At 52.8% G+C, this 12,692-nt stretch carries 15 protein-coding genes; 6 read left to right on the top strand and 9 right to left on the bottom strand.

Annotated features, from left to right (window positions below):
• Window positions 1–61 precede the first annotated feature (61 nt).
• From ACYJL1_RS00370 to ACYJL1_RS00360, 3 genes are all read right to left on the bottom strand, one after another.
• Window positions 62–613 (bottom strand): fasciclin domain-containing protein, encoded by a 552-nt coding sequence (locus tag ACYJL1_RS00370; protein WP_460896508.1) that lies wholly within the window; start codon window positions 611–613, stop codon window positions 62–64.
• Window positions 614–702: 89 nt separating this feature from the next.
• Window positions 703–1,410 carry an anti-sigma factor gene (locus ACYJL1_RS00365; protein ID WP_460896507.1) on the bottom strand — a complete coding sequence of 236 codons (708 nt, stop codon included), beginning with the start codon at window positions 1,408–1,410 and terminating at the stop codon, window positions 703–705.
• Window positions 1,407–1,946, bottom strand: coding sequence for a sigma-70 family RNA polymerase sigma factor (locus ACYJL1_RS00360; protein ID WP_460896506.1), 540 nt, complete (start codon window positions 1,944–1,946; stop codon window positions 1,407–1,409). Before ACYJL1_RS00360 ends, ACYJL1_RS00365 begins: the two co-directional genes overlap by 4 nt.
• 172 nt (window positions 1,947–2,118) lie before the next feature.
• Between ACYJL1_RS00360 and argB the strand changes: the two genes are divergently transcribed.
• Complete coding sequence (argB, locus tag ACYJL1_RS00355) at window positions 2,119–3,021, top strand: acetylglutamate kinase (protein ID WP_460896505.1); 903 nt, start codon at window positions 2,119–2,121, stop codon at window positions 3,019–3,021.
• Here the strand turns inward: argB and ACYJL1_RS00350 are convergent, their stop codons facing one another.
• Complete coding sequence (locus ACYJL1_RS00350) at window positions 3,022–3,468, bottom strand: Lrp/AsnC family transcriptional regulator (protein WP_460898094.1); 447 nt, start codon at window positions 3,466–3,468, stop codon at window positions 3,022–3,024.
• Between the two features lie 158 nt (window positions 3,469–3,626).
• On the opposite strand from ACYJL1_RS00350, the gene phhA reads away from it, so the two are divergent.
• Window positions 3,627–4,460 (top strand): phenylalanine 4-monooxygenase, encoded by an 834-nt coding sequence (gene phhA, locus ACYJL1_RS00345; RefSeq protein ID WP_460896504.1) that lies wholly within the window; start codon window positions 3,627–3,629, stop codon window positions 4,458–4,460.
• Between the two features lie 2 nt (window positions 4,461–4,462).
• On the opposite strand, the gene ACYJL1_RS00340 is transcribed toward phhA, so the two are convergent.
• Window positions 4,463–5,143, bottom strand: a complete 681-nt coding sequence (locus tag ACYJL1_RS00340) for a GGDEF domain-containing protein (protein ID WP_460896503.1) — start codon at window positions 5,141–5,143, stop codon at window positions 4,463–4,465.
• 241 nt (window positions 5,144–5,384) lie between these two features.
• Here ACYJL1_RS00340 and ACYJL1_RS00335 point away from each other — a divergent pair, with 241 nt between their 5' ends.
• Window positions 5,385–6,110, top strand: a complete 726-nt coding sequence (locus ACYJL1_RS00335; RefSeq protein WP_460896502.1) for a pyrimidine 5'-nucleotidase — start codon at window positions 5,385–5,387, stop codon at window positions 6,108–6,110.
• Between the two features lie 48 nt (window positions 6,111–6,158).
• Here the strand turns inward: ACYJL1_RS00335 and ACYJL1_RS00330 are convergent, their stop codons facing one another.
• On the bottom strand, window positions 6,159–7,001 hold the full coding sequence (locus tag ACYJL1_RS00330) for an LOG family protein (RefSeq protein ID WP_460896501.1): 843 nt from the start codon (window positions 6,999–7,001) through the stop codon (window positions 6,159–6,161).
• A gap of 147 nt (window positions 7,002–7,148) precedes the next feature.
• Here ACYJL1_RS00330 and dapD point away from each other — a divergent pair, with 147 nt between their 5' ends.
• Entirely contained in the window at window positions 7,149–8,003 is an 855-nt protein-coding gene (gene dapD / locus ACYJL1_RS00325; RefSeq protein WP_460896500.1) for a 2,3,4,5-tetrahydropyridine-2,6-dicarboxylate N-succinyltransferase, read from the top strand.
• Between the two features lie 97 nt (window positions 8,004–8,100).
• Here dapD and ACYJL1_RS00320 read toward each other — a convergent pair whose 3' ends face one another.
• Window positions 8,101–9,117: a 2-dehydropantoate 2-reductase gene (locus ACYJL1_RS00320; protein WP_460896499.1), complete on the bottom strand. Its 1,017-nt coding sequence runs from the start codon at window positions 9,115–9,117 to the stop codon at window positions 8,101–8,103.
• Window positions 9,118–9,200: 83 nt separating this feature from the next.
• Between ACYJL1_RS00320 and dapE the strand changes: the two genes are divergently transcribed.
• Together dapE and ACYJL1_RS00310 are read left to right on the top strand one after the other, a co-directional pair.
• Window positions 9,201–10,388 carry a succinyl-diaminopimelate desuccinylase gene (gene dapE, locus ACYJL1_RS00315; RefSeq protein WP_460898093.1) on the top strand — a complete coding sequence of 396 codons (1,188 nt, stop codon included), beginning with the start codon at window positions 9,201–9,203 and terminating at the stop codon, window positions 10,386–10,388.
• 7 nt (window positions 10,389–10,395) lie between these two features.
• On the top strand, window positions 10,396–11,010 hold the full coding sequence (locus ACYJL1_RS00310) for a hypothetical protein (RefSeq protein WP_460896498.1): 615 nt from the start codon (window positions 10,396–10,398) through the stop codon (window positions 11,008–11,010).
• On the opposite strand, the gene truA is transcribed toward ACYJL1_RS00310, so the two are convergent.
• Together truA and fmt are read right to left on the bottom strand one after the other, a co-directional pair.
• The gene (truA, locus tag ACYJL1_RS00305; protein ID WP_460896497.1) at window positions 10,968–11,747 is read right to left on the bottom strand and encodes a tRNA pseudouridine(38-40) synthase TruA; all 780 of its coding nucleotides are present in this window, start codon (window positions 11,745–11,747) and stop codon (window positions 10,968–10,970) included. The two genes, ACYJL1_RS00310 and truA, sit on opposite strands and share 43 nt — an antisense overlap.
• A 13-nt stretch (window positions 11,748–11,760) precedes the next feature.
• Window positions 11,761–12,690, bottom strand: coding sequence for a methionyl-tRNA formyltransferase (gene fmt / locus ACYJL1_RS00300; protein WP_460898092.1), 930 nt, complete (start codon window positions 12,688–12,690; stop codon window positions 11,761–11,763).
• Window positions 12,691–12,692: the final 2 nt, after the last annotated feature.

Here is a 12,692-nt window from a genome sequence, read left to right as displayed (position 1 = left end):
TCCGTGGGTCATGCGGAGCAGGAATGCGCAGATGCCCGTCTGCGCATGTCTGTTGCTCGAATTACATTTTTGGCAGCAGCACCTTGTCGATGACGTGGATCACGCCGTTTGACTGATTGACATTTGCGATGGTGACATTGGCTACCGTGCCATTCTCATCGGTCAGGGTCAGCTTCTTTCCTTCATACTTTGCGGTCCACACGCAGCCGCCTACGGTCTTGACCGGATGCGCGCCCTTATCGTCATCAACCATTTTCATGATCGCCGTTGACGAGGCATTGGCCGCAACGACATGGCAGGTCAAAATCTTCGCGAGCTTGTCCTTGTTTTCAGGCTTAAGCAGCGTCTCGACAGTACCTTTTGGCAAGGCGGCAAAGGCGTCATTTGTCGGCGCAAACACTGTAAACGGGCCTTTGCCTGACAAAGTTTCGACTAGTCCGGCAGCTTTGACAGCGGCCACAAGCGTGGTGTGATCCTTGGAGTTGACTGCATTTTCGATGATATTCTTGTTTTCATACATGGCAGCGCCGCCGACCATGGGATTCTCTGCATAGGCTGCACCGGCAATAAGCATTGTCGAAAGGGCGATCAGGCCAAGTGATTTCTTTAACATGTCTCTCTCCACTGTTTGTTTCCCTCAGGTGAGGTCAAAAGGAGATACGAGAGACACTTGTTTTTAGTTTCAGAGAAAGTTTGATGAGATTAAATTTCGCGCACCTTACCCGCCGCGACGACAGCACCGGTCGGTGCTTTATTTGGTGACCCACCAAGAGGTTCCAGTGAAATGGCGAGCGTTGCCCCTTCTATCAGTTTTCCTGCATGTGATCTGTCGACAGTAAAATCGGTGAGTTGTGCCGACTTTATCAGACCAAGCGAAACGGGCGCATCGGTGCCAGCGATCAGCCAAAGTTCAAGGGAATGATCTGAAGGCAACTCGCCGCCAACGAAACTGACCTTCAAGTGATGGCTGTGCTGATTGTAGATTGCAACCGTGCGGTAGGTGCTGTCAACGGGTTCCATTGATGCAATGAGCTGTTTTTCAGGCACTGAAGGGCTGGTCAAAAGATCGCGGCCAAAGCCGATCGCAGCAAGGATAAGCGCGGCGAATGCAAAGGCTCGCCAGAAAGCAAGGTTACTGAAAAATGGGGTCGTTTGCGGGCTGACAGTTCCAAACAGCCGCCGGTCTATTAAAACCTTCATGTCAGCGGGGGGATTTACCGGTTCAAATTCCGCATTCATGCCATCAAATTGGTGCTGCCAGCGCGCAACAAGTCTGGCAAAAGGCACATCGGATTCCATTCGCCGTTCAACATTATGCTTCTCTTCTGGTGTAAGCACGCCCAGCACATATTCGGCGGCGATGAAATCATCGTTCTCCGGCGGTGTGCTATCTATTGGGCGCGCGCTCATGCTTCGAGACACTCTTTCAGTTTTAAAAGACTGCGGCGCAGCCAGGTCCTCATTGTGTTCAAGGGCACTCTATGCCTTGCCGCCAACTCTTCATAGCTATCGCCATTCAGATAGGCTCCGCGCACGGCACTTGCCCTGGCGTGATCCAGCTGACCAAGGCAATCATAGATGCGCCGCGACTCACCTGCCGCGATAGCCGATTGTTCGGGATTGGCTGAAGGCTCTGCAATATCGGACGCTTGATCGAGATCGCTTGAAACTGGTTTGCGAGCACGCAAGACATCAATGCAATGGTTTCGGGCGATCGCAACCAGCCATGAGATAGGGCTCGTGTCGGCTACCGCAAACCGGTCTGCCTTGTTCCATATCTTGACATAGATGTCCTGTAGCGCGTCTTCAGCCTCCGTTCGGTTGCTCAAGATACGCAGGCATACGCCGAAAAGTTTCGCGCTGGTGGATGAATAGAGTTCATCAAATGCGTTGCGGTCCCGAAGCGAGACACGTGTTATGAGCTGGGAGATGCCTTCAGGCGTCATACAACAGCGTTTCCAACTTTCTTCTATTTGCACCAAGTTAAATCTGTCGGACAGACTTGCTGTCAATGGCCGTCGGATAAAAACATTCGCAAATAGCCCAAATCATGTTTGCCCCATCCCGACTTTAGCGCTAAGAACCCACCGTCCTTGCAAAACTGGAGCTTACGCATCCATGTCATCCCCGACTGACGCCGACCACACCGCCGAAATTCAGGCAAGCCTGCTTTCTGCAGCCCTTCCTTATATGCAGCGCTATGAAAACAAGACTGTTGTTGTGAAATATGGCGGTCACGCCATGGGAGATGCGGCATTGGGTAAAGCCTTTGCGCGCGATATCGCCCTTTTGAAACAGTCAGGAATCAATCCAATTGTCGTCCATGGCGGCGGTCCGCAGATCGCGTCAATGCTCGCAAGAATGGGTATCGAATCGAAGTTCGAAGGCGGCTTGCGCGTAACCGATGCAAAGACGCTCGAAATCGTTGAAATGGTCCTGGCAGGGTCGATCAATAAAGAGATCGTCGCTCTGATCAATGCCGAGGGTGAATGGGCCATTGGTCTGTGCGGCAAGGACGGCAATATGGTCTTTGCCGAAAAAGCAAAGAAAACCATCATTGATCCGGACTCCAATATCGAGAAGATCGTCGATCTCGGCTTTGTGGGTGAGCCGGTTGAAATAGATCGCACCCTGCTTGATCTGCTGGCACGGTCCGAAATGATTCCGGTTATCGCGCCCGTTGCGCCGGGACGCGACGGAAATACCTACAATATCAATGCTGACACCTTTGCTGGCGCGATTGCTGGTGCCTTGGCGGCGTCCCGTCTGCTGTTCCTCACAGACGTGCCTGGCGTCCTCGACAAGAACAAGGAGCTTATCAAGGAGCTTTCCGTTGGACAGGCACGCGCGCTGATCAAGGATGGCACGATTTCTGGCGGCATGATTCCAAAGGTGGAAACCTGCATTGATGCGATCAATCGGGGCGTTGAAGGTGTCGTTATTCTCAACGGCAAGACGCCGCACTCAGTGCTGCTGGAACTGTTTACCGAACGCGGCGCTGGAACGCTCATTGTTCCCTGATCACTTTTTCAGGTGGTCAAGCGGGATTTTCTCCGGACCCTTTATGTTTTGCAAAACAAGCTGCGTGTGAACGTCGCGCACACCCTTTAGTCGCATGAGCCGGTGCATGACAAAGGCGTTGAGATCATCGACGTCCGGAACCATAACGTGCAACAGGAAGTCATGCGTGCCTGTCATGGTCCAGCAGGACGAAACTTCGTCCATCCGCTGAACTTCAGCAATGAATCGCTCCGGCGAATCGTCGCTGTGGGTATTCAGACGCACTTGAATGAATACTTCCACCATCAGACCAATGGCTTTTCGGTCAAGAATGGCAGCAAAACCTTTGATTGCCCCGCTTTCCTGCAATGCTTCGAACCTTCTGGTGCAGGGCGTTGTTGAAAGGCCGACAGACTGGGCCAGGTCCGTAACAGGGATACGGCCATTATCTTGCAGAAATCTCAGCATCTTGATTTCAAAATCATCAAATTGAGGTTCTTTCACTCAGAAATCCCTGTTTTCAATTTGGTTACCTCCAAATAGTTGCTTGGCAAGATGAATAAGTCAAATTCACCTCGAGCCTCGCTCTAATCTGTTTTTCGATACAATTGGAGGAGGAGAGCATCATGACGGTTTCGGTAGAAGCCTATGCGCGCGAATGTGCCGAGCAGGGACTGCGTGGCAATTATGCGGTTTGTCAGCCAGATTTTACTGTGGAGCAAAATTATGACTACACCGGTGAGGATCAGGAAGTTTGGCGCATTCTTTGTGAGCGCCAGACGAAGCTCACCTCAAAACTCGCTCATCAATCCTATCTCGACGGCGTTGAAGCTTTGGGACTATTGGAGCAAATTCCCGATTTTCATGAAGTCAGCGCGCGTCTGCACAAGCTCACAAATTGGGAAATTGTTGCTGTTCCCGGCCTCATTCCCATTGAGCCATTCTTTGATCATCTCGCCAATCGCCGTTTTCCGGTCACGAACTGGCTGCGCAGCAAGAAAGAACTCGATTATATCGTCGAACCCGACATGTTTCATGACTTTTTCGGCCATGTGCCGATCTTGAGCCAGCCGGTCTTTGCTGACTTCATGCAACTTTACGGTCAGAAGGGCGGCGAAGCCGTGAAAATCGGCGGGGAGCAGATGGTCTCGCGGCTTTACTGGTACACGGCAGAATTTGGCTTGATAAGGGAAGAAGGTGCGCCGCTGAAGGCATTTGGGGCTGGTTTGATGTCGTCCTTCAGCGAATTACAGTTTGCTGTGACAAGCGCTGATGCCCATCATGTTCCATTTGATCTGGAAACTGTGATGCGTACCGACTACGAAATTGACAAGTTTCAGCGGGCATACTTTGTGCTGCCGACATTTGACACGCTGAGGGATGCCTTCAGCAAGGCCGATATGCCGGCTCTGATTGCGAGATGGAAGAATGGAGAGCCGCTTGACGCCACAGCAATCTGAGGTCAGGCGGCTTCTCTTATGCCGGGCTGAATAAACACGCAATCGCGACCATTACGCTTGGCCTCATAGAGTTTGCGATCGGCTGCCTGGAAATGATCAACGACTGCGCCGCTTGATATGTCGACAATGCCGCCGATACTGACGCTGAGTCTGACACGTTCGCTATGGGGTGTTCGATAGTCCATACGGTTCACTTCCGCGCGGATGATCTCGGCAATCGCGCTCACGCGGCTGTTGTCGTTTGTTGCCAGATAAACGCCGAATTCTTCACCACCGATGCGTCCGATACCATCGTCTCGGCTAACGCATTCCGTTATGCAGCGTGCAATAGCCATCAGAGCACCATCGCCGACAAAATGGCCGTGAACGTCATTGATTTTCTTAAAATGATCGACGTCGATGATAAGCAGCGAACAGGGTTGAAGAGCCCGTACTTTGTCGAGATGATCGAAGAATGCTGCACGATTGAGCAGACCTGTCATACTGTCGCGCGAAGATTTCTCAAAGAGCTTCGCGTTTGTGGCCTCGAGCTCTTCTTTCACGCGCCGGAGCGCTTCTAAAGCACGTCTAAGCTGTTCGGATTGCCGGATTACAATGAAAGATATGATCGGCGAGATCAGCACCGGGCAAACCGTAGCAATAACGTAACCCATTACGTTCTGCATGTCGTTGGCGTGCATCATTATCCCGGTGATCAATAATGAGCATGTCACCGAGATCATTGTTATGGCCAAACATTTGAGAAGAATTCTAGACATCCAACCCCTGAAGCATGCACAATTTACTATGACGAACTCATGAAACAGCAGTTAGCGAAAAACTTAAAAATGGTCGCAGTTAAGTCTATTTTCTTCTATTGCTTCAAAGAGTGAGCAGATTCTCCAGATTTGCTGTGATGAAAAACTGAGCGGAAGCCAATCGAACATGACAAATCAGCCGGATCCTTTGAGTTTTGCCCATGTGACAGATTGGGTATTCGATCTCGACAATACCCTTTATCCGCATCATTCCAACCTGTTTTCACAGATCGACACGAAAATGACAGGTTATGTGGCCGATTTACTGAAGCTCTCACGCACAGATGCCCGTGTTATACAGAAACAGTTTTACAAGGAATATGGCACGACCCTTAAGGGATTGATGGATCGTTATGATATTGATCCAGATGATTTTCTGCAGAAAGTGCATGACATTGATTACTCCTGGCTGGTCCCTGACCCGTCATTGTCCATCGCCATTCGCCAGTTGCCCGGCCGAAAATTCATTTTTACCAATGGTGATCGAGGGCATGCGGAGCGTGCAGCCAGACAGCTTGGGGTTTTGGAAGAGTTTGACGATATTTTTGATATCGTCGCGGCCCAATTGGTTCCGAAGCCTGAACGGGCAACCTATGATCGGTTTCTCGACCAGTACACAATAGATCCCGGCAGCAGTGTCATGTTTGAAGATCTTGCACGCAATCTGATCGAGCCTAAAGCGTTAGGCATGAAAACAGTGTTGATTGTGCCGCACAATTTCGAACCGACTTTTTCCGAGATATGGGAGCGCGATCCGGGCCAAACGGATCATGTGGATTACGTCACCGATAATCTGTCGTCGTTTTTGAACGCGATCCTGCCGGGCCAGGTCAACAGGCCAGTTCCAGCTTAAGTCGATCAATGGCAGCCGCCTCAAAACAAATTGGCGGCTGTCATATGATCAGGGTAGTTCGTAAAACTTGCGAACGACATCCCACGCTTCTTCCGCTTCATCCACAAACGTAATCAGTTCGAGGTCGGAGGGGGAAACAACGCCTTGTTCTGCCAGAAAGTCGAAATTGATCGTCTTTTCCCAGAATGATTTCCCGAAAAGCAGAAATGGGATGCGCTCCATACGACCAGTCTGGATCAGCGTCAGCGCCTCGAATGTTTCGTCCATCGTCCCGAATCCGCCGGGGAAAATGGCCATTGCTTTGGCGCGCATCAGAAAATGCATCTTGCGGATCGCGAAATAGTGGAAATTGAAGCATAGGTCCGGCGTGACATAGGCATTGGGGGCCTGCTCATGCGGCAGCACAATGTTAAGGCCAATGGTCGGCGCTCCGACATCGGCGGCACCTCGATTGCCTGCTTCCATAACGCCCGGGCCGCCACCTGTCACAATAACGAATTCCCGATTATAGGTGGTCGCCGAATAGGTGGAACAGAGCTGCGCAAATTTCCGCGCCTCAGCATAATAGCGTGAATTGGCTTCCAGATTTTTCTTCTGGGTCTGGTTCTTTGCCGCCCAGGCCTCGCCTCCGGGTTCAGGAATGCGCGCGCCGCCAAACAGCACAACTGTCGAGCGGATTCCGCGTTCGGTCAAAGCCATTTCCGGCTTGAGTAATTCAAGCTGTAGCCGCACAGCACGCAATTCGCGTTTTGTCATGAAATCCGGGTCGGCGAAGGCAAGACGATAGGTGTCAGATTCGGTTTGGGCCGTTGCGGGCGCTTCGACCACACGGCGCACCGCTTCGGGAGAATGGGAAAATGGCGTCCATCCGTTTTTTTCGTCAGTATTCAATTTCACTTCTCCTTCTGCGGCGTTTATGGCGCGGGCAGACATTCAATTGGATTCCTTGTCCAACATTATGGTGCTGCGATTGACCCTCTCGCAGACTTATCTTACTAGGCCAATGATTAATTGCCCGTGTAATGGAGTGACCATAAAATGTCCAAGCCCGATCTGAGTGGCCTCGAAAAGACGATTGACAAGGCATTCGACGAACGCGATGCGATCAGCACCGAAACACGTGGTGAAATCCGTGATGCGGTCGAGACATCGTTGCTTCTCCTTGATAGTGGTGAAGCGCGCGTGGCTGAGAAACAGGCAGATGGAAACTGGAAGGTCAATCAGTGGCTTAAGAAGGCTGTCCTCCTGTCCTTCCGGCTCAATCCTATGGGCCTGATTGAAGGCGGCCCTGGCGGAGCCTCATGGTGGGACAAGGTGCCCTCCAAATTTGATGGTTGGGGTGCGACGGAGTTTGCCAAGGCTGGCATACGCACCGTACCCAATGCTATCGTCCGCCGCTCAGCCTATATTGCGCCGGGCGCAATCCTGATGCCGTCCTTTGTCAATCTGGGTGCCTATGTGGACGAGGGCACAATGGTCGATGCTTGGGCTACCGTTGGCTCGTGTGCGCAGATCGGCAAGCATGTGCACCTTTCCGGCGGTGTCGGCATTGGCGGCGTTCTGGAGCCGATGCAGGCTGGCCCGACAATCATTGAAGACAATTGCTTTATCGGTGCACGCTCGGAAGTCGTCGAAGGCTGTATTGTTCGCGAGGGCGCTGTCCTTGGCATGGGCGTATTCATCGGCAAATCGACCAAAATCGTTGATCGTGCCACGGGCGAAATCTTCTATGGTGAAGTGCCGTCCTATTCGGTTGTTGTCGCAGGGACATTGCCTGGCAAACCATTCCCTAATGGCGAGCCGGGCCCAGGTCTCTATTGCGCCGTGATCGTCAAGCGCGTCGATGAAAAGACCCGTTCAAAGACATCGATCAATGAACTTTTGCGTGATTAGAGCAATTCCAGGAAAAGTGTGTAGCGGTTTTCCGTCCGGAATTGCGTAAAAACAAAGGCTTAGGCGTCGTTTTGAATCTACCAAAACGCAAAACGCTCTAAGACCGGATTTCCTTAACTGAGTGGCTGCGGAGGGGCTTTCCCTCCGCGTGTTTGACGCAGGACAGAATCTTATTGGCAAGCGGAGCAGGCAAGTCCTTCTCCTTCGCCATTTTGGCGATTACACCTTGGAGATAATCTATCTCGGTGGGTCGTCCGCGTGAAAAGTCTTCCCACATTGAGGATCGGGCCCTTGGATCAATTGCCAGCATCTTGCGGGCGACGATGCGAAACAGAAAGTTTGGCAATCTTAAGATCCAGGGAAGAAGGGCAGGATTAATGCCCTGAAGCTTTGCCGGCCTGATATCATGCGCCTTCATGATACCAAGACCCTCACTCATCTGGTCCGCTACCAGTTGCCGCCACTTGCGGTCTGCCAATTGCTCGGCAAGCGGCAAATTGGACAGTGCATTCGGCGCATTGTTGAGGTTCATCAGCAATTTCCCCCAAAGAACACCCTCTATATCCGGATGCGCTTGCACCGATAGACCTGAGGCTGAAAGAATCACAGGCAGTTCCGTCAGCTTGTCGTCGATCAGCACCGTGCCCTGGGTGGTTCGCCTCACAGTGAGCGGTTCTTCGGAGTTGCCCGACTGAACGACATTGAACGGCACCATTCCAGAAATGACGATCATTCCTTCCGGCAAACTTCGGCGTAAAATTTCCGCATTGCTGACCCCATTCTGAAGGCTGACAATAATTGCGTCTGACGGCGCATGTTTGGCGACAAGGCCTGCCATTTCTTCCGTCGCTCCGCTTTTGACTGTGATCAGAATGATCTCGGCATTTGCAAAGGCGACTGCCGGGTCGTTGCTCAATTGGAGCTTTTGCGGTGGAATGCGTTGCTCTGTCCCATCCAGATCGATGACCTTGAGCCCCGCATCTCGAAGCCTGGCCTCAGCACGAGGTCTGGTCAGAAAACTCACCCGTCTGCCAGCCGCCGCAAGGCTTCCCCCGACATAGCAGCCGATAGACCCAGAGCCAGCGATTGCAATGCGCGATTTGTCGGAGACCATGACATACCCTTCAAGCAAAAAGCGGCACGAAATCAGTCATGTGGAGCGTGACAGGATCGTGCTTTTCCATTATCGCATTACACATGAAAACCTCTGCTGATCCAGTCCAAAACCTCGCACGGCTCATAGCCTGTCCATCTGTAACGCCCTTGGAAGGCGGAGCGCTGACGACGGTCCAATCCATACTTGCCCCGCTGGGGTTCTCGGTGGAAAGACCTGTTTTCAGCGAAGACGGAACACCGGATGTCGAGAACCTTTATGCAAGGCGCTCGGGCAACGGTCCGCATTTGATGTTCGCGGGACATACGGATGTGGTTCCCGTGGGCGATGAAGCCGCATGGACCTATCCACCGTTCTCCGCGACCATTCACAACGGCGAAATGTATGGGCGTGGGGCTGTGGACATGAAAGGCGGCATTGCCTGTTTTGCCGCGGCTGTTGCCCGTTATCTGGAGAAAAACAGCGAGCTCAAAGGCTCGATCTCATTTTTGATAACCGGCGATGAAGAGGGGCCTTCCATCAACGGCACTGGCAAATTGCTCGAATGGGCCAAGGCCAAGGGAGAAAGCTGGGACGCCGCGATCGTAGGCGAGCCAACCAATCCTGACAAACTTGGCGACATGATCAAGATTGGCCGTCGCGGTTCTCTGTCTGGCACAGTTGTGGTGCGTGGTGTTCAGGGTCACGCTGCTTATCCACATTTAGCGGATAATCCGGTTCGCGGCCTGACAATGCTTGTGGACAGCCTGCTCTACCCGGCTTTTGACAAGGGCACCAAGGATTTTCAGGCAACCAATCTCGAAGTCACAACGATTGATGTGGGGAATCCGGCAGTCAATGTCATTCCTGCCGACGCGACCGCGACGTTCAATATAAGGTTTAATGATACATGGACCGATGAAACCCTGATGGCCGATATCCACAACAGGCTCGACAGGGCCGCAGGCCGTCGCAAGCTACGCCCGGGCAGGAAGACGCCCGTAAACTACGAACTGATCTGGCGCGACCGGCCAAGTCATGTATTTTTGACGCATAATGAAAAGCTGATCGGAACGCTGACCTCATCCGTACAGGCAGTGACAGGAAAGCGTCCACAGCTCTCGACATCAGGAGGCACATCCGACGCTCGCTTCATCAAGGATTATTGTCCGGTGGTGGAGTTCGGTCTTGTTGGACAGACCATGCATATGGTTGACGAGCGCGTATCGGTGGCCGATCTTGAAACCTTAACGCAGATATACGAACGCTTCATTGCGGATTTTTTTGCGTGAACAGTTGATGAGCGACATACCGGACTGGAACGAAATACAACGCTATCTGCGAGGCGCCTGGCGCATGATGAATGGTCATGCAGATGGTCTCGAGGAGCTTGATTTTTCGGAAGACGGTTTTTGGCAGTCCTTTCATGCCATAACAATATCACTGCCGCCTCTCATCCTGGGCTGGATTGTTTTTGCCAATGATCTTGTCGCTTTGCGCCCCGAAACCGGCAGCCGACTTTCCATTATCGGGAGTGCTGCCTTTATCGATCTTGCAACTTGGATTCTGCCGCTGGTGATCCTGGCTTTTCTTGTCCGGCCACTGGGAATTACCAAGCGCTTCAGTCCGTATGTCGTTGCAACCAATTGGGGATCAGTGATCGGTGTATGGCTAACGGTGCCAGCCACGCTGGCACGAATGGTCTTTCCTGACTGGCCGGCTCTGATCGGCAGCTTGAACATGATAATTTATGCAGCGATAATGGTTTTTACCTACCGGTTGGTGCATGTCGCATTGAAGAAATCTTACCTATGGTCCGCCGGTTTCTTCGCCGCGCTCATCGTCGGATCGTTATTGATGGTGATTGTGCTTCAAGATGCTTTGGGAATCGCGATGCCGTCGGTCAGCGGATAATCTACGCCTATCAAATATAGGCCGTGCGGCGGCGCAACAGGGCCACACGCTTGCCGGTCGCGTGCTTCAAGAGCGGCGCTCACATCATCCGCATTCCATCGTCCACATCCGACTTCTTGCAGTGTTCCTGCAAAGGAACGAATTTGATTGTGAAGAAATGACCGGGCGGACGCCCTGATCTCAACGATCTCGCCAACTCGCTGAACGCTTAAGAAGTCGAGGGTTTTAACGGGGCTTTTTGACTGACACTGCGTTGCGCGAAATGTGGTGAAGTCATGTGTCCCGATGAGCCGCTGTGCTGCGACATGCATGGCTTGCGCATCCAGCGGCTTTTTCACCCACCATGCGCGATAAGCCTCAAGCGGGGCAGGTGGTCTGCGATTGACGATCCGGTAGAGATAGTGGCGGCCTGTCGCCGAAAATCGTGCATCGAACCGGGAGCTGACGAGCTCGACGTTGATAATGCTGACGGTTTCCCCGGCGAAAACAAGATGCGCATTAAGCGCTTCACGCACTTTCGAACTGCTCCAGTTCTTTGTCAGATCAACATGGGCGACCTGTGCGCTGGCATGAACGCCTGAGTCGGTACGTCCCGCTGCACCGAGAGATATGGCTTCGCCACAGAACTTGAATATCGCCTGCTCGATAGCGGCCTGAACTGTGTGACCGTTTTCCTGACGCTGCCAACCGGCATATGGCGTGCCATCATACTCGACCGTAAGCTTATAGCGGGGCATTAGAATGTGCCGTTCATGGCAGCCGTGTACCCTGCGCTATTTTAGCCCCGCGCTGAAACTCCTGCCCGTCCATGGCTTTGCCGCCCGCGCGCTGCAATGTCCGCAGGCGAACCGCGCCCTCGCCACAGGCTATGCGCAAATCATTATCCAGAACGGTCCCGGGAGCGCCTACGCCTGTCGCCAGCACCGAGCGCAAAAGTTTGACACGTTCCAGATCCCCGCCGATCTCCATTTCGCACCAGGCACCCGGAAAGGGCGCCAGACCACGAATGCGATTATGAACATCGATTGCAGGCTGGGTCCAGTCGATCCGCGTTTCCACTTTGGTGATCTTGGAGGCGTAGGTCACGCCTTCATCGGATTGCGGTGTGAGTGTCAGGCTGTCGCGCTCCAGAGCTGCAACGGCGCGTACCATCAGATCAGCACCAGCCATGCTAAGCTGGTCATGCAATTCGCCCGCTGTCATGTCAGCCGTGATGTTGATTTTCTCGACCATGGCGACCGGCCCTGTATCAAGGCCTTCGTCCATCTTCATGATCATGATGCCGGTTTCAAGGTCGCCAGCCATAATGGCACGCTGGATTGGCGCCGCTCCCCGCCAGCGTGGCAGCAGCGATGCGTGCCCATTGTAGCAACCTAGACGCGTGCCTTCGAGAATCTCCTTTGGTAAAATCAGTCCATAGGCGACAACGATCGCAACATCTGCTTTGAGGTCGATAAAAGCCTGTTGCTCGTCCGGGTCTTTCAAGCTCTTTGGTGTACGAACCTCAATGCCGAATTGCTCTGCATTGCGGTGAACCGGGGAGGGCGTCAGTTCAAGTCCACGCCTGCCCGCAGGACGCGGTGGCTGGCTGTAGACGGCAACAATTTCATGACCCTGGCCGATCAACGCATTGAGAATAGGCACGGAAAAATCCGGCGTGCCCATGAATATAATTCGCAAGC

The organism is Phyllobacterium sp. K27 (assembly GCF_054796155.1).
The sequence above is the reverse complement of the archived record's forward strand: the minus strand, read 5'-3'. Positions and strand labels throughout refer to the sequence as shown.